This is a genomic window from Streptomyces sp. NPDC034670 (assembly GCF_055574875.1).
In genome coordinates, this window is sequence record NZ_JBVITR010000060.1 from 1 (window position 1) to 23674 (window position 23674).

The following is a 23674-nucleotide window of genomic DNA, read 5'->3' on the forward strand; positions in this document are numbered from 1 at the left end:
CGCCCTGCCCCCGCCGGGGGCGCCGCCCGCCCTCCGCCACGGCCCGTCTCCCTTCCGCCGCCCCGCGTTTCCCGAGCGGACATCGTATAGACGACGGGACGCCGTCAAATTCTCTACACTGCTGTAGATTCCGGTGACGGTAGCCTGCACCGGCACTCGGCAGCGGCTCACGAGAGGGACGGCCCCCATGTTCGGACTCAGCGAACTCGCGATCATCCTCATCGTCGTCATAGCCGTCCTGGCTGCCAAGAGGCTGCCGGAACTCGCCCGGTCGGCGGGCAAGTCCGCCCGCATCCTGAAGGCCGAGACCCGGGCGGCCGAGGAGCAGGACCGGCGGGACGCGCCCCGCGTCGTCCAGGGGGAGGTCGTCTCCGGCCCCGCCGCTCCCGACGCCTCCCCCGCCCCCGACCCGGAGCAGCGCCGGCCGTAGGCGGACGGCGGGGTCCTCCGCCGGGTCTGGAACCACCCGCGCGCATGGGGCAGTCTCTTTCCCCGTGGTGAGCCTCCTGCCGAACCCGGCCCCGCCCAGCGACCCGTCCGCGCCCATGGTGGTGTGCGGTGACGACGGCCTGGCGCACCGGCTCGCCGCCGAACTCCGGGGCGTGTACCGCGAGCAGGTCGTGCTCGTCGTGCCGCCGGCCGGGCGCCGGGTGCGGCAGCCGGTGGTCGGGCGGGCCCGCGCGGCCTCCGCGGCCCTGCTGGACCGGGTCGTGACCGCCGTCAACCGGGGCAACGGCGGCTCCGACGGCGTCCCGGTCCCGGGCGAGCGGATGCTGGAGGCCGCCGAACCCACCGAGTCCGTGCTCGCCGAGGCGGGGGTGGAGCAGGCCGCCGCGCTGGCGCTCGTGTACGACGACGACGAGACCAACATCCGCGCCGCGCTCACCGCCCGCCGGCTCAACCCCCGGCTGCGGATCGTCCTGCGGCTCTACAACCGGAGGCTGGGCCAGCACATCGAGGAGCTCCTGGACCAGGCCGCCGCGTTGGCCGACACGGGGGGCCGGGGACGGACCGGTCCGGAGATCGACGCCGTCACGACCGTGCTGTCCGACGCGGACACGGCCGCGCCCGCGCTGGTCGGCACCGCGCTCGTCGGCACCAGCAAGGTCGTCGACGCCGACGGCCTGCTGCTGCGGGCCGTGGAACGCCGGCCGCCGGAGCCGGGCCAGGTGGCCGACCCCGGGCTGTGCACCCTGGCGCTGCTGTCCGCGACGAGCAACGACCCGGCGGGCGCGGAGGGATCGGAGGACAGCGGGGAACAGGGCCCCCAGCTGCTGCCGGACGCGGCGGCGGTGGAGGCGGCGACGGGACGCGGGACGGTGGTGCTGGAGCAGGTGTCCCACTCGGGGCCGCCGCTCCCGGCCGGGCGGGCCCGGGTGCCGCCGCTCGCCTCGCTGTTCTCACGGCGGCTGCGCTGGTCGCTGGCGGGGCTGGTGGCGGCCGTGGTCGCGCTCGCCGTCGCGCTGATCGTGGTCACGGAGGACCACCCGCTGCACGCCACCTACGTCACCCTGCTCGACCTCTTCGCCATCAACGAGCCCGCGCACAACGCGCCCGCCGGCCGCCAGATCCTGCAACTGCTGTCGGGGCTGGTCGGACTGCTGCTGCTGCCGGTGCTGCTGGCGGCGGTGCTGGAGGCGCTGGGGCTGTTCCGCACCGCGTCGGCGCTGCGGAAGCCGCCCCGCGGGCTGAGCGGGCACGTGGTGCTGCTCGGGCTGGGCAAGATCGGGACGCGGGTGCTGACTCGGCTGCGGGAGCTGCACATCCCGGTGGTGTGCGTCGAGGCCGACCCGGAGGCGCGGGGCATGGCGACGGCGCGGCGGTTACGGGTGCCGGTGGTGCTCGGTGACGTCACGCAGGAGGGCGTGCTGGAGGCCGCGAAGATCCACCGGGCGGACGTGCTGCTCGCGCTGACCAGCGCGGACACCACCAACCTCGAGGCGGTGCTGTACGCCCGGTCCCTACGGCCCGACCTGCGGGTCGTGCTGCGGCTGTACGACGACGACTTCGCCCAGGCGGTGTACCGCACCCTGCGGACGGCGCACCCCGGCGCGCTGACCCGGAGCCGCAGCGTGTCCCACCTGGCGGCCCCCGCGTTCGCCGGGGCGATGATGGGCCGGCAGATCCTGGGCGCGATCCCGGTCGAGCGGCGGGTGCTGCTGTTCGCGGCGGTGGTCGTGGGCGGGCACCCGCAGCTGGAGGGCAGGACGGTCGGCGAGGCGTTCCGGGCCGGGGCGTGGCGGGTGCTGGCCCTGGACACGGCGGCGTCCCCGGAGCGGGCGGGGACGTCCGCGGACGGTCCGGGGGCGGGGGCGCCGGGGGCGGGACTGGTGTGGGACCTGCCCGACACCTACGTCCTGCGCGCCGAGGACCGCGTGGTGCTGGCCGCCACCCGGCGGGGGCTGGCGGAGCTGCTGGGACGCAGGGGGCGGGAGCGGGCGGGGGCGTAGGCACCGCCGTCGCCCCCGGCCCGGGCGCCGTCCCCGGCCCCCGCGGGGCCCCGGGCCCGCACGGCTCGCCCCTCGGCCCCACCGGGGCTCGCTCCCCGCACCCCGCGACCCGGTCCCCGGGCTCCGGCGGCGGTGCCCGCCCCCGCTCCCCGGCGGGCACGCCGCCCGCACCGCCGCGGGGAGCGGGCCGTCCTCGCCCGGGCCGGGACCCGGTCGCCGTTACCGGCCGAGGTGCCGCTCCGCGAAGTCCAGCTCCAGCCGGACCTGCTTGATCCGCTCGTCCACCACCAGGGAGCCGTGCCCCGCGTCGTAGCGGTAGACCTCGTGGACCGCGCCGCGGGCCTGGAGGCGCTGGACGTAGTTCTCGATCTGGCGGATGGGGCAGCGCGGGTCGTTGACGCCGGCCGAGATGTAGACCGGGGCCTTGACCCGGTCGACGTAGGTGATCGGGGAGGACGCCTCGAAGCGCTCGGGGACCTCCTCGGGGGTGCCGCCCAGCAGGGTGCGGTCCAGGGCCTTCAGCGCCTCCATCTCGTCGTGGTACGCCGTGACGTAGTCGGCGACCGGGACCACCGCGATGCCCAGCGCCCACGCGTCGGGCTGGGTGCCGAGGCCGAGGAGGGTGAGGTAGCCGCCCCAGGAGCCGCCGGTGAGGATCAGCCGGTCGGGGTCCGCCAGGCCGGACTCGACCGCCCACGCGCGGACCGCCGCGATGTCCTCCAGCTCGATCAGGCCCACCCGGTGCTTCAGGGCGTCGGTCCAGGCCCGGCCGTAGCCGGTGGAGCCGCGGTAGTTGACGCGGACCACCGCGTAACCGTGGTCGACCCAGGCCGCCGGGCCCGCCGCGAAGGAGTCGCTGTCGTGCCAGGCGGGGCCGCCGTGGATGTCGAAGACCGTCGGGAGCGGACCGGTCGCGCCCGCGGGCTTCTGGACGAGGGCGTGGATACGGCCGCCGGGTCCCTCCACCCACACGTCCTCCACGGGGACCGAGCCGGGCGACTTCATCCCGGGCGGGTCGAGGACGACACCGCCCGCCGTGGAACGGACCGCCGGCGGTTCGGCCGCCGACGACCACAGGTACTCCACGCTGCCGTCGGGGCGGGCCGTGGCGCCCGAGACCGCGCCGCGCGGGGTGGGGATCCTCACCAGCCGGCGCTCGGCCAGGTCGTAGCGGAAGATCTCGCCGCGGGCCTCGTGGCCGTGCGCGACGAGCAGGCCGGTGCCGTCCGGGTACCACTCGGCGCTCACGTCGCCGGGCAGCTCCAGGGCGAGGTCCGTCTCCTCCCCGGTCGCCACGTCCCACACCATCGGCTCCCAGCGCCCGCGCCGCTGGTGACCGACGAGCAGCCGGGTGTCGCCCGCGACCGGGGCGAAGCCCAGCACCTCCAGTCCCAGCTCCTTGGTGCCGCCCTCGGTGTCGTCGAGCTCGGCGACCGTCGTGCCGTCGGGGCGCAGCACCCGCAGCGCGGAGTGCATCGCGTCACCGTGCTCGGTGTGCTCCACCGCGATCAGCGAACCGTCGTGGGAGAGGTCCCCGACGCCCGCCGACTCGCGGTGGCGGTAGATCTCCACCGGCGGCTCGCCGGTGCGGACCAGGTGGATGGTCGTGCCGTCCTCGTCCGTGGAGCGGCCCACGACCGCCGTGCGGCCGTCCCGGCCCAGCGCGAGACCGGCCGGGTACGAGGGGCCCAGGCCCGGCGCCGCGGGCTCGTCCTCGCCGCCGGAGAACGGCTGGCGGCGCCAGACGCCGAACTCGTCGCCGTCCTTGTCGTCGAACCACCAGATCCACTCGCCGTCCGGCGAGAGCACGCCGTCGGTCGTGCCGTTGGGCCGGTCCGTCACCTGGCGCTGCTCGCCCGTCGACCGGTCCCAGGCGTACAGCTCGTACGTCCCCGTCGCGTTCGACACGAACAGGGAGCGGTCGGGTGCGTCCTCCGCCCAGTCGGGCAGGGACACCCGGGGCGCCCGGAAGCGCTTCTCCCAGTCGGGCATCTCCTCGCCCTGCTCCACCACGCGCTCGATCTGGTCCGGCCGGTCCGGCGCGTCGGACCCGTTGCTCTCAGTCATGGCCCCATACTGCCCGCCCCGGGGGACATCGTGCCGCCGAGGTCCCCAGCCTGTGGACAACCTCCACCGGATCCTCCACCGGCCCCCCCGGGACGGGCCGCCGGGACGCCCCTGCGGACGGCCCCGCCAGGAGGACCCCGCGGGCCGGTAAGGGCCGGAAGGGCCGTACCGTGGGGGCGTGTACCGGTTTCTGCTGACGCCCCGCTGGTGGGGGATCAACGTCTTCGTGCTGCTCGCCATCCCCTTCTGCATCTACATGGGGTCGTGGCAGCTCGGCCGGTTCGAGGACCGGGTGGACAGTCACCGCGACGCCGAGGCGCAGGCCGTCTCGGACCAGCGGGAGGCGCCCAGGCCCCTGGACCGGCTGCTGCCGGTGACCAGGGCGACCTCCGGCAAGCAGACCACCGCGACCGGCCGGTACGACGAACAGCTGCTCGTCCCCGACCGGACGCTGGACGGCGAGCGCGGCCACTACGTCCTGACGATGCTGCGCACCGACACCGGCAAGGCGCTGCCCGTCGTCCGGGGCTGGCTGCCCGGCGACCCCGACCCGGCGAAGGCGCCCCCGGCGCCCACCGGCGAGGTCACCGTCACCGGCGCGCTCCAGGCGTCCGAGACGCCGGGCGACAACGGCGTCAGCGCCCGCGGCGGACTGCCGGCCGGCCAGACCGCCGCGATCAGCTCGGCCTCGCTGGTGAACCTGGTGTCGTACGACGTGTACGACGCCTGGGTCACGCTGAACCGGGGCGACTCCGGGATGAAGGCGGTGCCGGCGTCCGCCCCGGGCGGGACGGGCCTCGACCTGAAGGCGTTCCAGAACCTCGGCTACACCGCCGAGTGGTTCGCCTTCGTGGGCTTCGTGATCTTCATGTGGTTCCGCCTGCTGCGCCGCGAGGTGGAACTCGCCCGCGACGCGGAACTCGGCCTGGCCCCGGACGAGGAGCAGGCCCCGGCGCCGGCGCCGGAGCAGCCGGGCAGTCCGTCCGCGGTGTGACGCCGGGCCGGCCCGGGGGCGGGGCCGGGGGTCGTGGCGGCCCCCGGTGTCACGGCCCCCGGTGTCACTGCGTCGCCAGCAGGCCCGTCCAGTAGACCGTGCCCGCACAGGCGTTGCCCACCGTCGCGGCGCCCGTTCCCGAGCCCGTGGCCGCCGTGTACGTCACCGTCACGCTGCCGTCGGCCGTGCCGTCCCTCCGGAGCAGCTGCGTGGACATGCCCTCGTCGGTCCCGGTGGGCGCGCCGCTCGCCGTGGCCGGGGGCGCGGTGGGCGACGGGTCGGGCGAGGGACCGCCGGTGCCGCCGTCCGTACCGCCGCCGCCCGTGGTGGGACAGGGCTCGGAGGGCACCCAGGCGAACCGCACCTCGTACGCCCCGCCCGGTTCGAGCACCAGGCTCGCCACCTCCCGGGAGGGGTCGGGCAGACCGGCCGCCGCGTCGCCCGCCACGTGCCGGACCGGGGCCCCCACCTTGGCGGCGTCGGCCGCGCCCGCCGTGGTCACGCCCACGGTGCCGGGGCCCATGACGGTACAGGTCGCGGTGGAGACGTTGGTGACCCGGAAGGAGCCGTAGACGGCGCCCGTGGAGTCGGGGGCGGCACTGCTCGCGGCCGCCGGGCCGAGCTGGCCGGCGGTGCAGGCGGACGTGCCGGCCGTGGCGCCGGCCGAGGGGCCGGTCCCCTCGGTCGCGCCGGTGCCGGTGCCGGTGCTCGCGCCGTTCTCGTGCTCGTCCTTCTCCTCGTCCCGGTCGGTCCCCTCGACCCGGTCCGAGGCACCGCCCGCGGTGGTCTCGCCGTTGCTCGGGTCCTTGCCCCCGCCGGTGCCGCCCTGCGTCTGCGAGGCGTGGCCGACGGCGGACGGGTTGGCCGAGCCGGTCGTGTTCGAGACGTGGACGGCGGCGGGGACGGCGGTGCCGACGAAGAGCGCGGCGGCGGCCATGCCGACGAGTGCCTGCCGTTTGCGGGCCCGCCGGGCGGGGACCGCCCGGCGCAGGTAGTCCAGCGTGCCGTCGCTCGGCTCCACCTCCCGCACCGCCCGGTGCAGCATGGTGCGCAGTACCAGCTCGTCCGAGTCGAGTTCCTCGGGGCCCTGGTCGTCGGGGCCGTGGTTCACAGTTCCGTTCCCAGCGTGCGATTGCTTCGGCTGTTGTCCGTGCGGCGTCCCGGGCGCGTGCGGCCGCGTCGGCTCCTGCGACGGCTCGGGCTCGGACGGGCCGCCGGGTTCGGGCCGGCCGTCGGATTCGGACGAGCCACCGGGCTCGGACGAACCGTCGGTTCCGGACGAGTCGTCAGCTTCGGACGAACCGTCCGGCTCCGACTGGCCGTCCGGCTCCGACTGGCCGTCCGGCTCGGACGTCCGTGTCCTCCGTGGCGCGTCCGCGTCCCCCGGCTCGCCCCCGCCGCCGGACTCCCGCACGTCTGCGGACTCCCGCACCTCACCAGCCTCCCGCACGTCCTCGGGCGCGGGCGGGCCCTCCGGCTCGCGCCCCTGGTGCCGCGCGTCCTTGCCGTCGCTCACGCCGACGCCCCCATGGCCAGCCGCAGCGCCGCTATGCCACGCGAACCGTACGCCTTCACCGAGCCCAGCGAGATGCCGAGCGTCTCGGCGACCTGCGCCTCGGTCATGTCCGCGAAGTACCGCAGCACCAGCACCTCGCGCTGGCGGCGCTGCAGTCCCTTCATCGCCTTGATGAGGGAGTCGCGCTCCAGCTGGTCGTAGGCGCCCTCCTCCGCGCTCGCCATGTCGGGCATGGGCTTGGAGAGCAGCTTGAGGCCCAGGATCCGGCGGCGCAGCGCGGAGCGGGAGAGGTTGACGACCGTCTGCCGCAGGTACGCCAGGGTCTTCTCGGGGTCGCGGACCCGCTTGCGGGCGGAGTGCACCCGGATGAAGGCCTCCTGGACGACGTCCTCGCAGGAGGCGGTGTCGTCGAGGAGGAGCGCCGCGAGACCCAGCAGCGAGCGGTAGTGCGCGCGGTAGGTCGCGGTGAGGTGGTCGACGGTGGTGCCGGTCGCCACGACCTCGTCGGCTCCGTCGCGCTGACCGGGTATGCGGGCGGGGCGCGCTGCGGGCATGGGGGCGATCACCGGCATGCCACCGGACGCGCCGGGCATACGGGGTCGGAGAGCCGGGCGGGGAGGACGGAGGGCCCTGCCACGCGGCACTGTGAAGTCGAGTACCTCAGCCACGCCAGTTGGACACGCTTCCCTCCGTCAGGGTTGTACGCGCCGGGCGCCACTTTTACGCCGACCGGTGCCGCCGCCCGTCTGCCCGTGTCAGGCCGTGCCGTCGGCAGCACATCCCATGCCCTCATGCGTCCCGCTCTTCCCCTGTGTTCCATGTGGACGGGCGTCCCCACGCCCGGTTCCAGACGTCCCCACGCCTGGAAGAACGCGCCCCCACGCCCCGAAGGGGTGACCGCAAAGACGCTCCCCGCGCTCCGCTCGGTTGCGGGACGCGGGGAGATAAATCCTCGACTGCAAGACAGACCGGTTCAAGTGCTCCGGATCAAGAAACCGGATCACCGGACTTACACAGATCCTACAAACGAATCATGCGGGGTCCAGGGCTTTTACCACTCGGCCGCCACCAGTTCGGCGACCTGCACCGTGTTGAGCGCGGCTCCCTTGCGCAGGTTGTCCCCGCACACGAAGAACTCCAGCGCCGTCGGGTCGTCCAGGGCCCGCCGGACCCGCCCGACCCACGTCGGGTCGGTCCCGACGACATCCGCCGGGGTCGGGAACTCCCCGGCGGCCGGGTGGTCGAACAGCACCACGCCGGGCGCCGTGGCGAGGATCTCCCGGGCCTTGTCGACGGTGACCTCGCCCTCGAAGCGGGCGTGCACGGTGAGCGAGTGCGCGGTGACCACCGGGACGCGCACACAGGTGACCGCCACGGGCAGCGCGGGCAGGCCCAGGACCTTGCGGGACTCGTCCCGGACCTTCATCTCCTCCGACGACCAGCCGTCCTCCCGCAGCGACCCGGCCCACGGCACCACGTTCAGCGCGACCGGCTCCGGGAACGGCCCGGTGCTGTCCCCCACGGCCCGCCGCAGGTCGCCGGGGCTGGTCCCCAGCTCCGTGCCGGCGACCAGGGCCACCTGCTCGCGCAGCGTCCGCACGCCCGCGTGGCCGGCGCCGCTGACCGCCTGGTACGCGGAGACGACCAGCTCGCGCAGGCCGAACTCGGCGTGCAGCGCGCCCAGCGCGACGATCATCGACAGGGTGGTGCAGTTCGGGTTGGCGACGATCCCGCGCGGCCGCATCCGCACGGCGTGCGGGTTGACCTCGGGGACGACGAGCGGCACCCGCGGGTCCATGCGGAACGCGGCGGAGTTGTCGACCACCACCGCGCCCCGCGCGGCGGCGACGGGCGCCCACTGCACGGCGACCTCGTCGGGGACGTCGAACAGCGCGACGTCGACCCCGTCGAAGGCCTCCTCGGTGAGCGCCACGACCTCGGTCTCCTCACCGCGCACGGCCAGCTTGCGGCCGGCCGAGCGGGGGGAGGCGATCAGTCGGATCTCGCCCCAGACGTCCGCCCGCTGGGACAGGATCTGGAGCATGACCGTGCCGACGACCCCGGTCGCTCCGACGACCGCGAGCGTCGGCCGCCCGGAGCGTCCCGGGGGAACGGTCGCGGTCATCAGCGGCCGGTGCCTCCGTAGACGACGGCCTCGTCGCTGTCGGAGTCCAGCCCGAAGGCGGTGTGCACGGCGCGGACGGCCCCCGGCACGTCGTCCTTGCGGGTGACGACCGAGATGCGGATCTCGGAGGTCGAGATCAGCTCGATGTTCACCCCGGCGTCGCTGAGCGCCGTGAAGAAGTCGGCCGTGACCCCCGGGTTGCTCTTCATGCCGGCGCCGACCAGGGAGATCTTGCCGATCTGGTCGTCGTAGCGCAGCGAGTCGAAGCCGATCGTGGACTTGGCCTTCTCCAGGGCGTCGATGGCCTTGCGGCCCTCGGACTTGGGGAGGGTGAAGGAGATGTCCGTCAGACCGGTGGAAGCGGCGGACACGTTCTGCACGACCATGTCGAGGTTGATCTCGGCGTCCGCGATCGTGCGGAAGATCGCGGCCGCCTCGCCCGGCTTGTCGGGCACGCCGACGACCGTGACCTTGGCCTCGGAGGTGTCGTGCGCGACACCGGAGATGAGAGCCTGCTCCACCTGCTTGTCCCCTTGCTGCTGCGTCTTCCGAACGACTGGCTCGCTGCTGACCCACGTGCCCTGCAATCCGCTGAAGGACGAGCGGACGTGGATCGGGATGTTGTACCGGCGGGCGTACTCCACGCAGCGGTGGAGCAGCACCTTGGAACCGGAGGCCGCCAGTTCGAGCATGTCCTCGAACGAGATCCAGTCGATCTTCCGGGCCTTCGGCACCACGCGCGGGTCGGCGGTGAACACCCCGTCGACGTCCGTGTAGATCTCGCACACCTCGGCGTCGAGCGCGGCGGCGAGGGCGACGGCGGTGGTGTCGGAGCCGCCGCGGCCGAGCGTGGTGATGTCCTTGGTGTCCTGGCTGACGCCCTGGAAACCGGCGACGATGGCGATGTTGCCCTCGTCCACCGAGGCCCGGATGCGGCCCGGTGTGACATCGATGATGCGGGCTTTGTTGTGGACCGAGTCGGTGATGACACCTGCCTGGCTGCCGGTGAAGCTCTGGGCGTTGTGGCCCAGGTTTTTGATCGCCATGGCCAGCAGGGCCATGGAGATCCGCTCCCCGGCGGTCAGCAGCATGTCGAGCTCGCGCCCGGCAGGGATCGGGGAAACCTGCTCGGCGAGATCGATCAGCTCGTCCGTCGTGTCGCCCATCGCGGAAACCACGGCGACCACCTGGTGGCCGTTCTGCTTGGCTTCCACGATCCGCTTGGCGACGCGCTTGATGCCTTCGGCATCGGCTACGGAGGAGCCTCCGTACTTCTGCACGACAAGGCCCACGTGCGCTCCTCGCTCAATCCGTCGTTTTCCACGTTCCGCACCCATATGTGCAGTCCGCGGTCGGCTCAGTCTATCGAGCGAGCGGAAATCCCCTCCGCGTCGCCGCATCGTGAGACACCCGGCCGCTCGCGCAGGGCTCATGCCCAGGGTGACGCCGGCCACTCGGAAAAGCGACCTGAGTCACACGCGGACCCGGTCGACGAGATCCTCGGGGATCCGGTGCCGAGGGCGGTGCCGACGGGGCCGGGGAGCTTCGCCGGTACCGGTGGTGTCCGCCGTCCGGCTGACCGCACACGACGACCGAGCGGTCGTCCCGGCCGCGGTCCGGCCGGTCCGGCCGGTCCGGCCGATGAGGGCCGCCCCGCGGGACAGCCGTTCCCCGAGGGGCCGGACGGGCTGCCGCGGGCGGCGGAGGGCGGTGGACCGCCGGTCCCGCCGGTCGCTCCGCGCCCCGCACGGGCCGCGCCCGCCGTTCGGCCGCCGTGCGCGCGGCCTGTCCGCGGGCCCCCGCCCGGCGCCGGAGGCCCCGGGAGGGCTCTCCCGGATCCGGCTCCCGACGCCCGTTCAGCCGCCGTACCGGCTCACCGGGCCTCCCCGTCCTCCGCCACCGCGTAACCGGGCACGGACGGCCACCGGACGGTCAGCACCACCGAGTCCTCCTCCGCGTACCAGGAGTGGTCGACTCCCCGTCCCCACACGACGTAGTCGCCCTGTTCCGCCAGGAGGACGCTGCGGCCGGGGAACTCGACCCGGAAACGGCCGCTGACGAGGATCTGGAGGGCCGTGCGTTCCTCGCCCCGCACCCACTGCGCCCGCTCGTCGCCGCGGGGGTGGACGCCCCACTTGATCTCCACCGCCTCGCTGTGCCGCGGGTCCCCGGCGTCCTTGAAGTGCCCGAGGAGCCAGCCCCGGTCCAGCGCCGCGTCCTCGCCCGCGTTGCCCACGTACACGCTGCCGTCCATGCGGCAGACGCTAGCAGGGCGGATTCATCCGGAAAGCGTGAGCACAGCGGACGAAACCGCCCGTCGAGCGCCCGTCCGGGCCCTCGGCGGACGCGCGTCCGCCCCGTGCTCGCGCTCTTCCGTCACGTGACCGGGCGCACGCCCAGCGGCTCGCCGAGTTCCTCGGCCATGACCTGGCCCGCCTCGAACTCCAGGGTGTCGTCGCCCATGCCGTGGTCGGTGTCCAGGCCGTCGAGTTCGGCGAGGGGCTGGTTGAGGCGGACGTGCGCCACGACCGACTGGAGGGCGCGCAGGGTGGCGGACGCCGTGGAGCCCCAGTTGGAGAAGTAGGAGAACTGCCACCACCACAGGGCTTCCGTGGTGTGGCCCGCCCGGTAGTGGGCCATGCCGTGGCGCAGGTCGGTGATGACGTCGGCGAGGTCGTCGGAGATGCGGGCCGGGACGGGGGCCTTGCGCGGCTCGTAGGGGTCGAAGACCTCGGAGTAGACGTCGACCGGTTCCAGCATGCGGGCGAGGTTCTCGCGGAGTCCGTCCACGTCGGGCTCCGGTCCCGGATCGGGCTCGTAGCGCTCGTCGGGGACGATGTCCTCGTGGGCTCCCAGCCGGCCGCCGGCCAGCAGCAGCTGGGAGACCTCCAGGAGGAGGAAGGGGATCGCCGAGTCCGGCTCGTCGCCCTTCGCGACCTCCGTCACGGCGACCAGGAAGCTCTCGATCTGGTCCGCGATCTGGACCGCGAAGTCGTCGGGGTTCTGGTCGGTCGCGTGCAGCGTGGCGTCAGACATCTAGGAGTCGTCTCCCCTCGAAGGCGCGGCCGAGGGTGACCTCGTCCGCGTATTCCAGGTCGCCGCCCACCGGGAGGCCGCTGGCCAGGCGGGTGACCTTCAGGCCCATGGGCTTGATCATGCGGGCGAGGTACGTCGCCGTGGCCTCGCCCTCGAGGTTGGGGTCCGTGGCCAGGATCAGCTCGGTGACCGTGCCGTCGGCCAGCCGGGCCAGGAGTTCCCTGATGCGCAGGTCGTCGGGTCCGACGCCGTCGATGGGGCTGATGGCGCCGCCCAGGACGTGGTAGCGGCCCCGGAACTCCCGGGTGCGCTCGATGGCCACGACGTCCTTGGGCTCCTCCACGACGCAGATCACCGCGGGGTCGCGGCGGGCGTCGCGGCAGATGGCGCACTGCTCCTCCTGCGCGACGTTGCCGCAGGTCGCGCAGAAGCGGACCTTCGCCTTGACCTCCATGAGGGCGTGCGCGAGACGCCGCACGTCGGTCGGTTCCGCCTGCAGGACGTGGAAGGCGATCCGCTGCGCGCTCTTGGGACCGACGCCGGGCAGCCGCCCCAGCTCGTCGATGAGGTCCTGGACCACGCCTTCGTACAACGGACTGCCGTCCTTCCTGAGGTTCTTCCTGTACGTACGGTAGAGGCCGCCGGCCGGTCTTAGAAGGGCAGACCGGGGATGCCGCCGCCGCCCAGCCCCTGGGCCAGCGGGCCGAGCTTCTGCTGCTGGAGCGTCTGGGCGTTCTCGTTGGCCGCCTGGACCGCCGCGACGATCAGGTCCGCGAGGGTCTCGGTGTCCTCCGGGTCCACCGCCTTCGGGTCGATCTTCAGGGCCCGCAGCTCGCCCGAGCCGGTGACGGTGGCCTTCACCAGGCCGCCGCCCGCCTGACCGTCGACCTCCGTGCGGGCCAGTTCCTCCTGGGCCCTGGCCAGGTCCTGCTGCATCTTCTGGGCCTGCTGGAGCAGCTGCTGCATGTTGGGCTGGCCACCACCGGGGATCACGATTCAGCTCCTTGGTCGGCCGGTCCGCCGGCCTGTCGGCCCGCCGGTCCGGGATTTCCCGTTCGGCACGAGCCTACGTGGTCCGGGCGGCCGTCGCTCCAGCACTCTTTCGAGTGAGTCCCGCCCGGGGCCCTATACCTGATCAGGGCCTCCTTCCGGGCGGAGAAAGGCGCGAACCTCCGGCACCGCCACCCGTTGGGCGGTAGGAAGGACCCGACACGCGAACACCACGCGTCACGATTCATCCACCGTACGTGGCCGACCGGGGGCCGGCCGGAGATGCAGTCGGAGATCAGTCGGGGTCAGCAGGGGTCAGTAGGGAGTACCGGGTGGGTCAGCCGGAGATGCAGCCCGAGGGTCGGCCTCAGGACGGGCGGGGCGAGGGGGCGGCCGGGCTGCGGTCCGGCGAGCCGGGCGGGCGGGAGTTCCCGCTCGGGGACTGGGGGGAGCCGGCGACCCGGCTGGACGAGCTGTACCGGTGGGTGGAGCGCGGGGCCCTGGACACGGCCGCCCGGTACCTCGCGGAGCGGGTGTGGAAGCGGCGGTGCGCGCGGGCGCTGCGGGCCGGGGCGGCGGCGGGGACGGTGACCGGGGCCGCGCTGCCGCTGCTCGACCTGACCGGGGTGGCGGACGGGACCGCGCCCTGGGGGTACGTGGCGCTGCTGCTCGGGGTGGCCTGCGTGCTCGGGGACCGGTTCTTCGGGGTGACGTCCGGCTGGATGCGGGACGTGGCGACGGCTCAGGCCGTGCAACGGCGCCTGCAGGCCCTCCAGTTCGACTGGGCCTCGGAGTGCGTCCGCGAGGTGCTGGGCCCGACGGAGGGCACCGCGGGCGAGGCGGCCGAGCGGTGCCTGTCGGTGCTGCGGCGGTTCTCGGAGGACGTGGCGGAACTGGTGCGGGTCGAGACGGCCGACTGGATGGTGGAGTTCCGCACCGGGGGCGCGCCGCTGGGCGTCCGGACGGCGGTGGCGGGCGCGGGGCGCCCGGAGGGCGCCCCCTCGCCCGGCCGTCTTCCCGCCGCGCCGGGACCGGCCCGCCCCCACATGCCCAGGCAGCGTCCGCCCGAGCCCAGGTGAGGCGTCCCCGGGTCACGGCGCGGGGTGCGCGGCCGGTCAGTCCCGCCGGTAGGTGAGCTGCTCGCCGTTGCCGGTGTTCACGCGCCGCAGGGAGCCGTCGGGCAGCAGGGTGACCTCGGAGGCGGAGCCCGGGGTGCAGGCGCTGCGCGGCCGGCCGAGCGTCACGGACGACGGGCCGATCTCCAGCCGGCCGCCGGGGACACCGGTGAGCCGGGCCTCGAAGACGCAGTGGTAGGTGCCGTTCCCGGTGGGACCGTCCGCGACGAGGGACAGGACCGTGTCGCCCACCTCGCCCTACCGGACGGTCAGCCGGCGGCTGTGCCGTCCGCTCGCGTTGTCGATGGTGGCGGACCACCCGCCCAGGTACGCCGTCGGGATCGCCCCGCCCGCCGGCGGGGTGGGGTCCGGCTGCCCCGTCCCGGCCGGCTGCCCCGGCCCGGAGGTGGCGGGGCCGGTGCTCCCGGACGCGCTGCCGGGCGACGGGGACGCGGTGGGGTCGCCGCCGGCGCGGTCGCCGGTGCCGCGGCCGCTCATCAGGGTGTACACCGTGCCGCCCGCGGCGAGCGCGACCACCAGCGCGACCACCACGAGCAGCGCGGTGGAGCGGCCCTCCCGGCGCGGTGCGGGCGCCGGCCCGTACGCCGGTCCGTACGCCGGGGCCGGCCCGGAGGGCGGCGGCCCGTACGGCGGGGTGTGGGCGGGGTGGCCGTACGCGGGGGGCCGGGGGTGCCCGTACCCGGCCGGGGTGCCGGGGGCCGGACCCGGGGGCGGGGCGGGGGCGTCCGGTCCGGCGGCCAGGGTGGGGAGGCGGTCGGGCGGAGGGCCCCCGCCCGGCCGGCCCGGCGGGGGCGGGACGGGCGCGGCGGAGTCGGCGGCGGGGGCGTGTTCGGGGGTGGCGGCGGGGGCGGGGCCGGCCCCGGTGGGCGCGGGCGGCGGGGCCTGCGGGTCCTCCGCGTCCAGCAGCCGCACCGCGTGCCGGCCGAGCTGGGCGACCAGGGCGCCCGGCAGCCAGGGGTCGCGGGAGCGGCCGTCGGCGACGGTGTCCTCGGCGCCGGTGCGCCGCAGCACCTGGTCGAGCGTGGGCCGCTGGGCGGGGTCCTTCCGCAGGCAGTCGCGCACGAGGCCGGCGAGGCCCTCGGGCACCCGCTCCAGGTCGGGTTCCTCCTGGGCGATGCGGAACATCAGGGCGTGCACCCCGCTGTGGGCGGTGCCGAAGGGCAGCGCGCCGGTGGCGGCGTAGGCGAGCACCGAGCCGAGGCAGAAGACGTCGCAGGCCGGGGTGATGCGGTCGCCGCGCACCTGCTCGGGCGCCATGAAGCCGGGCGAGCCGACGAGCGCGCCGGTGCGGGTGAGCCCGCCGTCGGTGACCGTCTCCAGGGCCCGTGCGATGCCGAAGTCGATGACGCGCGGCCCGTCGATGGTGACGAGCACGTTGGACGGCTTGAGGTCGCGGTGGACCAGGCCCGTGGCGTGGATGTCCTTCAGGGCGTGCGCGAGACCGGCGGCGAGGATGCGGACCGACCGTTCCGGCAGCGCCCCGTGGTCGTGTCCGACCACCTGCTGGAGGCTGGGCCCGGCCACGTACCCGGTGGCGACCCAGGGCACGGGCGCCTCGGTGTCCGCGTCCAGCACCGGTGCCGTCCAGGCGCCGCCGACCTGCCGCGCGGCCCGCACCTCCTGGCGGAAGCGCGCCCGGAACTCCTCCTCGCGGGCCAGTTCCTCGCGCACCAGCTTCACGGCGACGGTGCGTCCCCGGTCGGAACGGGCGAGGTAGACGTGGCCCATGCCGCCGGCCCCGAGCCTCGCGAGCAGCCGGTAGGCGCCGATCCGCTGGGGATCACCCGGGCCGAGCTTCTCCATCGTCGCGCCGCCTTCCCCCCGCCGTGAGCAACGGCTCCAAGATAGTGCGGGGCCGGTCACCGGTGAGCCGGGTGATCTCTACGGTTCCGTAACAGGCGGACCGAGCCCGTCGAGCACCTCGGACAGGCGTTCCAGCAGCCGCACCGCCCGCTCCAGGTCCGCCTCCCCGTACGCCCGCGCCAGCCGTTCGGCGAAGGCCGCGTGGCCGGGGTCGACGCGGGCGATCGCCGCGCGTCCCGCCTCGGTCGGCGCCAGGAGTTTGGCGCGGCGGTGGGCGGGGTTGGGCCGGTACTCGGCGAGGCCGTGCTCCACCAGCAGGTCGGCGACGCGCTGCACGCTCTGCCGGGTGATGCCCATGGCCCGCGCGATGCCGGAGACGGGCAGCGGCTCGGGGAGGACCGCGCCCAGCACCTGCCACCGGGCCGCGGTGAGCCCGGCGGGCCGGGCCAGTTCCTCGGCGACCGCGAGGAACTGGCCGTTGAGCCGGAAGACGCCGAGCGCGCCGCGGCTGAGCAGGTCCTGCCGCTCCCGGCTCACCGGGCCAGGGCCTTCTCGAACTCGGCGTACGCCTGCGCGTCGGAGTCGTGGAACAGCCGGTACCAGGCGTCGGTCGCGCGCTCGTCGTAGGCGCCGAGCAGCCGGAAGACCTCGCGGGCGAAGGCGACGGGCTCGGTCGGCCCGGCGGTGACCAGGAGGCCGTCGGTGACGGCGTCGGCCTCGACGTACCGCGGTGCGCCCGCGTAGCCGGTCGCGGCGAGGTAGGAGGAGGCGCCGCTGGTGTGCGCCCGGTCGTCGAGCAGGCCCTCGCGGGCGAGCCCGGCGGTGGCCCCGCAGATCGCGGCGACGGGCACCCCGGCGTCGAGGAAGGCGCGGGCGGCCCGCGCGAGGGGGGCGAGCGCGTCGCCCTCGTCCCAGGGGGTCCCCCCGGGGAGGATCAGCAGCGAGCTGTCCTCGGGCCGCAGCGCGTCGAGCGCGAGGTCGGGCAGGACGCGCAGGCCGCCGATGCTGGTGACGGGCGCCGCGGTCGGGGCGACCGTGCGGATCCGGTACCCGGCGAGCGCGAGGTGCGCGGTGGCGTGACCGGTCTCCCAGTCGGCGAAGGCGTCGTGGACGGCGAGGTGGACGGGCTTGCGGGTCATGGCCGCTCCCTGGAGTGGACGGAGGTGCGCCGGCCCCTTAGGACAGCATCCTGTCATTTACGCAGCATGCTGTCAATGAGGTGCGGCGGGACGGGACGCGGGCACGGCCGTCGACAACCTGTCGCGGAAAGCCGCCGACCGCAGACAGGCCGCCGATGTCGCCCGTCCGCCCCCGGGACCTACCCTCGGGCGCATGACTCCTCAGCCGAACCCCGATCAGCCGAACCCCGAGGCCGGGGCCGCCGTGAAGGCCGCCGACCGTGCGCACGTCTTCCACTCCTGGTCCGCACAGGAGCTCATCGACCCGCTCGCCGTCGCCGGGGCGCGGGGGTCGTACTTCTGGGACTACGACGGCCGGCGCTACCTCGACTTCGCCAGCGGCCTCGTCTACACGAACATCGGCTACCAGCACCCGAAGGTCGTCGCCGCGATCCAGGAGCAGGCGGCGCGGATGACGACGTTCGCGCCCGCGTTCGCCGTCGAGGCCCGGTCGGAGGCGGCGCGGCTGATCGCCGAGCGGACGCCGGGCGACCTGGACAGGATCTTCTTCACCAACGGCGGCGCCGACGCCGTGGAGCACGCCGTGCGCATGGCGCGGCTGCACACCGGGCGGCCCAAGGTGCTCTCCGCCTACCGCTCCTACCACGGCGGCACCCAGCAGGCCGTGAACCTCACCGGCGACCCGCGCCGCTGGGCCTCCGACAGCGCCGCCGCCGGGGTGGTGCACTTCTGGGCGCCGTTCCTCTACCGCTCCCGCTTCTACGCCGAGACCGAGGAGCAGGAGTGCGCGCGGGCGCTCGAGCACCTGGAGACGACGATCGTCTTCGAGGGGCCGTCGACCGTCGCCGCGATCGTCCTGGAGACCGTTCCGGGCACCGCGGGCATCATGGTGCCGCCGGCCGGCTACCTGGCGGGCGTGCGGGAGCTGTGCGACAAGTACGGGATCGTCTTCGTCCTGGACGAGGTCATGGCCGGGTTCGGACGGACCGGGACGTGGTTCGCGGCGGACCTGTACGACGTGGTGCCCGACCTGATGACCTTCGCCAAGGGCGTGAACTCCGGGTACGTCCCGCTGGGCGGCGTGGCCGTCTCGGGCGCGATCGCCGAGACCTTCGCCCGGCGGCCCTACCCCGGCGGGCTGACGTACTCCGGGCACCCGCTGGCCTGCGCCGCCGCCGTCGCGACGATCGGCGTCATGGAGGAGGAGGACGTCGTCGGGAACGCGGCGCGGCTCGGCGCCTCCGTGGTCGGCCCCGGACTGCGGGAGCTGGCCGAGCGGCACCCCTGCGTCGGCGACGTGCGCGGGGTCGGCATGTTCTGGGCGCTGGAACTGGTGCGGAACCGGGAGACCCGGGAGCCGCTGGTGCCCTACAACGCGGCCGGTGAGGCGAACGCCCCCATGGCCGCCTTCGCCGCCGCCGCGAAGGAGGCCGGCCTGTGGCCCTTCGTGAACATGAACCGGACGCACGTGGTCCCGCCGTGCAACGTGAGCGAGGCCGAGCTGAAGGAGGGACTGGCGGCGCTGGACGCGGCCCTGTCGGTGGCGGACGACTACGTGGAGTGACCTCCCGGGAGGCCGTGGTGACCGGACGGCCAGGGCGGGCGCGAGCCGCCGCCGCCCCGGCCTCCGCTCGAACACGCCGGCCCGTCCGACCGCGTAAGGTGGCGTGCCCGTAGGCGCGTACGTGCACGTACGCGCACGCCCCCATTCGAACGCGCGACGAGGGAGACGCCCGACCATGCCCGGCATCAGCGGCCGCGGCGCCGTGACCCGCAGCACCCTGCGGCAGCAGATCGCCGACGCGCTCCGTGACGAGGTGCTGGCCGGGCGGCTCCAGCCGGGGCAGGAGTTCACCGTCAAGGAGATCGCCGAGCAGTACGGCGTGTCCGCGACCCCGGTCCGGGAGGCGCTGGTCGACCTGTCCGCGCAGGGGCTGCTCGACGCGGACCAGCACCGGGGGTTCCGGGTGCACGAGTACTCCGTCGACGACTTCCGCGGGATGATCGAGGCCCGCACCCTGGTGACCGACGGGATGTTCCGCGCGCTGACCGACGGGGGGCCGGCGCGCCTGCGGCCGGACGAACCCCGGGTCGCCTCCGCCCTCGCGGGGGTCCGGCGGCGCGGCGAGGAGGCCCAGCGGGCCGCCCTCGCCGGGGACCTGACCGTCCTGATCGGCTACGACCTGCGTTTCTGGCGCGAGCTCGGGTCCGTCTTCGGCAACCCGTACCTCACCGACTTCCTGCACCGGATCCGCGTCCAGACGTGGGTGTGCGTGGTGCAGCAGCTGCGGCGGCTGCCCGACCTGCGGGGCCGGCTGTGGGCCGGGCACACCGACCTGGTCGACGCCCTGTCGCGCCGTGACGCGGACACCGCCCGCGCGATCGTCGAGTCGTACAACACGCACGCGCTCGCGCTGGTCGAGCGGATGAGCACCGAGTGAGCCGCCCCGGGCCGGGGGCCGGGAACCGGCACCGGTGCCGTCCGTGTTCGTATGGGCCGTGTCCGCATGGGTAAGGGACCTGCACGGGGGAGGCCGTCCTCGTGCCGCGTCGATACCCTTTCCTGACCACCGTGCTGTGTGAGGAGCCCTCCTTGGCCTGTGACCTGTGGCTGGTACCGCTCGTCGACGTGTTGTGCCACACGCCCGACAACCCCTTCGCCGAGGAACTCGCGCAGTACAACGCGGTGCTCGCCGAGGCCGGGCTGCCGCCGGTGCCGGTGTACCAGTACATGCCGGGACTGTCCGGCGAGGTGGCCCCGGTCGCGGGCTTCGACTACGACGCGCTGCACTTCCTGCGGCGCGCCTACCTGCTCCAGGTGTGCGGGCTGCCGGTCACGCCGGTGGGCGAACTGGGCGGCGACTACGAGCAGTTGCTGGAGATGTTCGAGGCGACGGCCCAGCGGTCCCACCTCGTGTGGCACTACGACCACGCGGGCGCCTACGTTCCCGTCGACTTCCCGCACCCCCTCTCCAGCGAGGCGCTCCTCGCCGGCGGCGGCCCGCTGGGCTCCTCCCACGCCCTGCTGCGGGAACTGGAGTTCGTCGCCCCGTCCCTCGGCATCGACCCGGCGAACCCCCCGGCCGCCCCCGAGCCCCCGCACGGCCCGACCGAACTGGAGGAGCCGGCCGTCCCCGCCCCGTACGACCCCAGCCCCTTCGCCCGCGAACGCCACGTCTGGCTGGGCCTGCACGCGGCGGCGACCCGGAGCCTGGCCCAGGGTTCGATGATCGTCTTCAGCTGAACCGGCGGGTCCGGCACGGCCGGGAGGAGCCTCCCGGATGTCTTCCGCACGCACGACGGAGCACGGTGCGGCCCCGTCGCCCCGACCGTCCGGACGCCGCACGCACGGTGGCTCCGGTCCCCCCCTCCCGCGGGGCCCCGGACGGGAGCCCCACGCCGGCCCCGTGACGTCCCGTCGGCGCCCGCTCAGCGCCGGGCCGCGGACTCCCCGGCGGCGGTGAGGAGGGCCCGCGCCTCCTCGCGGGCCCGGCCGACGGGGTCCGCGAAGACGCCCAGGCCGTGGGCGACCAGCGCCCCCTCGTGCAGCAGCATGAGCGTCCGGCCCAGCCGGTCGGCCCCGTCCGGGGCGACCTGACCGGCGAGGTCGGTGAACAGGGCGAGCATCCACCGCTTCTGCCCGGTGATGACCGGGTGGGCCGGGTGCGCCGGGTCACTGATCTCGGCGTGGGCGTTGACCATGCTGCACCCCTTGGAGCCGTGCTCCGCCGCCCACGCGCGGGAGGCGTCGAAGACGGCCAGGACGCGCGCCGCCGGCTCCGGTCCCGCGGCGTCGAGGTACGGGGCGAGGAAGGCCTGCCAGCGCTCGTCACGGGCCGCGAGGTACTCCACGACGACCTGCTCCTTGGAGCCGAACCGGTCGTAGAGGGTCTTCTTCGTCACCCCCGCCTCGGCGGCGATCAGGTCCACCCCGACGGCGTGGATGCCGCGCTCGTAGAAGAGCCTCTCGGCGGCCTCCAGGACGCGCCGCGCGGCGGGCGTCAGCGCGATCCGCCGCGGTTCCCCGGAAGTGTCCATGCCCCCGAAGTATACCGATCTGTATAGTGGGCACCGGGTATACCGATCTGTTTACTCGAGGAGGACGACCGGAGGGAACGGCATGCACCTCCTGCTCCCGACCGCCTTCGTGCTCTGCTGGAGCTCCGGGTTCATCGGGGCCAAGCTGGGCGCGGACAGCGCGTCCGCGGTCACGGTCCTCATGTGGCGGTTCCTGCCGCCGGCCGTCGTCCTGGCCGCCGTGGCCGCCTTCTCCCGGACGTCCTGGCGGGGCCTCACGGCGCGGGACGTGGCCCGGCAGGCCGTGATCGGCGTGCTCTCGCAGAGCGGCTACCTGCTCACCGTCTACTACGCGATCCAGCTCGGGGTCTCCAGCGGCACCACGGCCCTGATCGACGGCGTCCAGCCCCTGGTCGCCGGGGCCCTCGCCGGGCCGCTGCTGCGCCAGTACGTCTCGCGCGGGCAGTGGCTCGGCCTGTGCCTGGGGGTGAGCGGCGTCGCCGTCGTCACCCTGGCCGACGCCGCATCCGGCACCGGTGCGGCCTGGTGGGCCTACCTCGTCCCCTTCGCCGGCATGCTCTCGCTGGTGGCGGCCACCTTCCTGGAAGGCCGCTCCCGCGTGCGGGTGGCGCCCACGGTGGCGCTGACCGTCCACTGCGCCACCAGCGCCGTCGTCCTCACGGCGCTCGCCGTGGGCACCGGAGCCGCGAGGCCGCCCGCCGGGCTCTCGTTCTGGGCCGTGATCGCCTGGCTCGTGGTCCTGCCGACCTTCGGCGGGTACGGGCTGTACTGGCTCGTCCTGAGGCGCTCCGGGGTCACCCGGGTCAACACGCTCATGTTCCTCATGGCCCCGGTCACGGCCGTCTGGGGAGCCCTCGTGTTCGACGAGCCGTTCGGCCCGCAGACCGCCCTCGGCCTGGCCGTCTGCCTCGCGGCGGTGGTCGTCGTCCACCGCGGGGAGGCCTCCCGTGTGCCGTGGCCCGCTCGGGACTGAGGGGACCCGGCAAGGGAGCCCTCGGAGAAAAGAGGGACGGCCGGGCGGATGCACCGCGCCGGCCGTCCCCTTCGGCTTCCCGGGGGCCCGGGCCTCCGGGCCCCCGAAGGGTTCGCTCAGAGGAACGAGTTGATCTGGATCGTCTCGTCCCGGCCCGGGCCCACGCCGATCGCGGAGATCGGGGCGCCGGACATCTCCTCCAGGGCCTTGACGTAGTTCTGGGCGTTCTTCGGCAGGTCCGCGAAGGTCTTCGCCTTGCTGATGTCCTCGGACCAGCCGGGGAGCATCTCGTAGACCGGCTTCGCGTGGTGGAAGTCCGACTGGGAGTACGGCAGCTCCTCGACGCGCCTGCCGTCGATCTCGTAGGCGACGCAGACCGGGATCTGCTCCCAGCCGGTGAGGACGTCGAGCTTGGTGAGGAAGAAGTCGGTCAGGCCGTTGACGCGGGTCGCGTAGCGGGCGATGACCGCGTCGAACCAGCCGCAGCGGCGGTCGCGGCCGGTGGTCACCCCGCGCTCGCCGCCGATGCGGCGCAGGGCCTCGCCGTCCTCGTCGAAGAGTTCCGTCGGGAACGGGCCGGCGCCGACGCGGGTCGTGTACGCCTTCAGGATGCCGATGACGCGGCTGATCTTCGTCGGGCCCACGCCGGCGCCCGTGCAGGCGCCGCCCGCGGTCGGGTTGGACGAGGTGACGAAGGGGTACGTGCCGTGGTCGATGTCCAGCAGCGTGCCCTGGCCGCCCTCGAAGAGGACCACCTTGTCCTGCTCCAGCGCCCGGTTGAGGACCAGCACGGTGTCGGCGACGTACGGCGCCAGCTTGTCGGCGTAGCCCAGCAGCTCCTCGACCACCTGGTCCGCGGCGATCGCACGCCGGTTGTAGAGCTTGGTGAGGATCTGGTTCTTGACGTCGAGGGCCGCCTCGACCTTCTGCGTGAGGATCGACTCGTCGTACAGGTCCTGGACCCGGATGCCGACGCGGTTGATCTTGTCGGCGTAGGTCGGGCCGATGCCCCGGCCCGTCGTGCCGATCTTGCGCTTGCCGAGGAAGCGCTCGGTCACCTTGTCCACCGTCACGTTGTACGGCGTGATGATGTGGGCGTTGCCGCTGATCAGGAGCTTCGACGTGTCGACGCCGCGCTCGTTCAGCCCGCTCAGCTCGGAGAGCAGGACCGAGGGGTCGACGACGACGCCGTTGCCGATGACCGGTGTGCAGCCGGGGGACAGGATTCCGGAAGGGAGCAGGTGGAGGGCGTACTTCTGGTCGCCCACGACCACCGTGTGGCCGGCGTTGTTGCCGCCCTGGTAGCGGACCACGTAGTCGACGGAGCCACCGAGCAGGTCCGTGGCCTTTCCCTTGCCCTCGTCACCCCACTGAGCACCGAGCAGCACAAGTGCGGGCACGCGCGTA

At 74.4% G+C, this 23674-nt stretch carries 21 protein-coding genes and 1 pseudogene; 8 read left to right on the plus strand and 14 right to left on the minus strand.

Annotated elements, in window-relative coordinates:
* The first annotated feature begins 187 nt into the window (after positions 1 to 187).
* Positions 188 to 430, plus strand: a complete 243-nt coding sequence (locus ACZ56B_RS28650; RefSeq protein WP_468796600.1) for a twin-arginine translocase TatA/TatE family subunit — start codon at positions 188 to 190, stop codon at positions 428 to 430.
* Between the two features lie 115 nt (positions 431 to 545).
* Positions 546 to 2450 carry an NAD-binding protein gene (locus tag ACZ56B_RS28655; RefSeq protein ID WP_468796701.1) on the plus strand — a complete coding sequence of 635 codons (1905 nt, stop codon included), beginning with the start codon at positions 546 to 548 and terminating at the stop codon, positions 2448 to 2450.
* Between the two features lie 219 nt (positions 2451 to 2669).
* Here ACZ56B_RS28655 and ACZ56B_RS28660 read toward each other — a convergent pair whose 3' ends face one another.
* Complete coding sequence (locus ACZ56B_RS28660; protein WP_468796603.1) at positions 2670 to 4517, minus strand: S9 family peptidase; 1848 nt, start codon at positions 4515 to 4517, stop codon at positions 2670 to 2672.
* Between the two features lie 178 nt (positions 4518 to 4695).
* Here ACZ56B_RS28660 and ACZ56B_RS28665 point away from each other — a divergent pair, with 178 nt between their 5' ends.
* A complete protein-coding gene (locus ACZ56B_RS28665; RefSeq protein WP_468796606.1) occupies positions 4696 to 5511 on the plus strand; it encodes an SURF1 family protein in 816 nt (271 codons plus the stop codon).
* A gap of 64 nt (positions 5512 to 5575) precedes the next feature.
* On the opposite strand, the gene ACZ56B_RS28670 is transcribed toward ACZ56B_RS28665, so the two are convergent.
* From ACZ56B_RS28670 to ACZ56B_RS28705, 8 genes are all read right to left on the minus strand, one after another.
* Positions 5576 to 6622: a hypothetical protein gene (locus ACZ56B_RS28670; protein WP_468796609.1), complete on the minus strand. Its 1047-nt coding sequence runs from the start codon at positions 6620 to 6622 to the stop codon at positions 5576 to 5578.
* A 401-nt stretch (positions 6623 to 7023) separates the two neighbouring features.
* Positions 7024 to 7695 carry a SigE family RNA polymerase sigma factor gene (locus tag ACZ56B_RS28675; RefSeq protein ID WP_468796612.1) on the minus strand — a complete coding sequence of 224 codons (672 nt, stop codon included), beginning with the start codon at positions 7693 to 7695 and terminating at the stop codon, positions 7024 to 7026.
* A 383-nt stretch (positions 7696 to 8078) separates the two neighbouring features.
* Entirely contained in the window at positions 8079 to 9152 is a 1074-nt protein-coding gene (locus tag ACZ56B_RS28680; protein WP_468796615.1) for an aspartate-semialdehyde dehydrogenase, read from the minus strand.
* Complete coding sequence (locus ACZ56B_RS28685) at positions 9152 to 10444, minus strand: aspartate kinase (protein ID WP_468796618.1); 1293 nt, start codon at positions 10442 to 10444, stop codon at positions 9152 to 9154. The genes ACZ56B_RS28680 and ACZ56B_RS28685 overlap by 1 nt, the downstream gene beginning before the upstream one ends.
* Positions 10445 to 11025: 581 nt before the next feature.
* Positions 11026 to 11406: a cupin domain-containing protein gene (locus ACZ56B_RS28690; RefSeq protein ID WP_468796621.1), complete on the minus strand. Its 381-nt coding sequence runs from the start codon at positions 11404 to 11406 to the stop codon at positions 11026 to 11028.
* A gap of 122 nt (positions 11407 to 11528) precedes the next feature.
* Complete coding sequence (locus tag ACZ56B_RS28695) at positions 11529 to 12188, minus strand: DUF5063 domain-containing protein (protein ID WP_468796624.1); 660 nt, start codon at positions 12186 to 12188, stop codon at positions 11529 to 11531.
* A complete protein-coding gene (recR, locus tag ACZ56B_RS28700; protein ID WP_468796627.1) occupies positions 12181 to 12780 on the minus strand; it encodes a recombination mediator RecR in 600 nt (199 codons plus the stop codon). Before recR ends, ACZ56B_RS28695 begins: the two co-directional genes overlap by 8 nt.
* A 59-nt stretch (positions 12781 to 12839) precedes the next feature.
* The gene (locus ACZ56B_RS28705) at positions 12840 to 13181 is read right to left on the minus strand and encodes a YbaB/EbfC family nucleoid-associated protein (protein WP_078939565.1); all 342 of its coding nucleotides are present in this window, start codon (positions 13179 to 13181) and stop codon (positions 12840 to 12842) included.
* Between the two features lie 329 nt (positions 13182 to 13510).
* Here ACZ56B_RS28705 and ACZ56B_RS28710 point away from each other — a divergent pair, with 329 nt between their 5' ends.
* Positions 13511 to 14257: an SLATT domain-containing protein gene (locus ACZ56B_RS28710; RefSeq protein WP_468796631.1), complete on the plus strand. Its 747-nt coding sequence runs from the start codon at positions 13511 to 13513 to the stop codon at positions 14255 to 14257.
* Positions 14258 to 14293: 36 nt separating this feature from the next.
* On the opposite strand, the pseudogene ACZ56B_RS28715 reads toward ACZ56B_RS28710, so the two are convergent.
* The 3 genes and pseudogenes from ACZ56B_RS28715 to ACZ56B_RS28725 form a co-directional block, all read right to left on the minus strand.
* Positions 14294 to 16117 (minus strand): annotated as a pseudogene (locus ACZ56B_RS28715) (serine/threonine-protein kinase).
* Between the two features lie 78 nt (positions 16118 to 16195).
* Positions 16196 to 16654 (minus strand): MarR family winged helix-turn-helix transcriptional regulator, encoded by a 459-nt coding sequence (locus ACZ56B_RS28720; RefSeq protein ID WP_468796633.1) that lies wholly within the window; start codon positions 16652 to 16654, stop codon positions 16196 to 16198.
* A complete protein-coding gene (locus ACZ56B_RS28725; RefSeq protein WP_468796637.1) occupies positions 16651 to 17256 on the minus strand; it encodes a DJ-1/PfpI family protein in 606 nt (201 codons plus the stop codon). Before ACZ56B_RS28725 ends, ACZ56B_RS28720 begins: the two co-directional genes overlap by 4 nt.
* A 193-nt stretch (positions 17257 to 17449) precedes the next feature.
* On the opposite strand from ACZ56B_RS28725, the gene ACZ56B_RS28730 reads away from it, so the two are divergent.
* The 3 genes from ACZ56B_RS28730 to ACZ56B_RS28740 all read left to right on the plus strand — a co-directional run bounded on the left by ACZ56B_RS28730 (position 17450) and on the right by ACZ56B_RS28740 (position 20500).
* Positions 17450 to 18820 carry an aminotransferase class III-fold pyridoxal phosphate-dependent enzyme gene (locus ACZ56B_RS28730; protein ID WP_468796641.1) on the plus strand — a complete coding sequence of 457 codons (1371 nt, stop codon included), beginning with the start codon at positions 17450 to 17452 and terminating at the stop codon, positions 18818 to 18820.
* A 175-nt stretch (positions 18821 to 18995) separates the two neighbouring features.
* Positions 18996 to 19697, plus strand: coding sequence for a GntR family transcriptional regulator (locus ACZ56B_RS28735; RefSeq protein ID WP_468796643.1), 702 nt, complete (start codon positions 18996 to 18998; stop codon positions 19695 to 19697).
* Between the two features lie 152 nt (positions 19698 to 19849).
* On the plus strand, positions 19850 to 20500 hold the full coding sequence (locus ACZ56B_RS28740; protein WP_468796646.1) for a hypothetical protein: 651 nt from the start codon (positions 19850 to 19852) through the stop codon (positions 20498 to 20500).
* Between the two features lie 185 nt (positions 20501 to 20685).
* Here ACZ56B_RS28740 and ACZ56B_RS28745 read toward each other — a convergent pair whose 3' ends face one another.
* Complete coding sequence (locus tag ACZ56B_RS28745; RefSeq protein ID WP_468796649.1) at positions 20686 to 21294, minus strand: TetR/AcrR family transcriptional regulator; 609 nt, start codon at positions 21292 to 21294, stop codon at positions 20686 to 20688.
* Positions 21295 to 21376: 82 nt separating this feature from the next.
* Here ACZ56B_RS28745 and ACZ56B_RS28750 point away from each other — a divergent pair, with 82 nt between their 5' ends.
* Positions 21377 to 22267 (plus strand): DMT family transporter, encoded by an 891-nt coding sequence (locus tag ACZ56B_RS28750; RefSeq protein ID WP_468796651.1) that lies wholly within the window; start codon positions 21377 to 21379, stop codon positions 22265 to 22267.
* Positions 22268 to 22383: 116 nt separating this feature from the next.
* On the opposite strand, the gene ACZ56B_RS28755 is transcribed toward ACZ56B_RS28750, so the two are convergent.
* Positions 22384 to 23667 carry an adenylosuccinate synthase gene (locus ACZ56B_RS28755; protein ID WP_468796653.1) on the minus strand — a complete coding sequence of 428 codons (1284 nt, stop codon included), beginning with the start codon at positions 23665 to 23667 and terminating at the stop codon, positions 22384 to 22386.
* Positions 23668 to 23674: the final 7 nt, after the last annotated feature.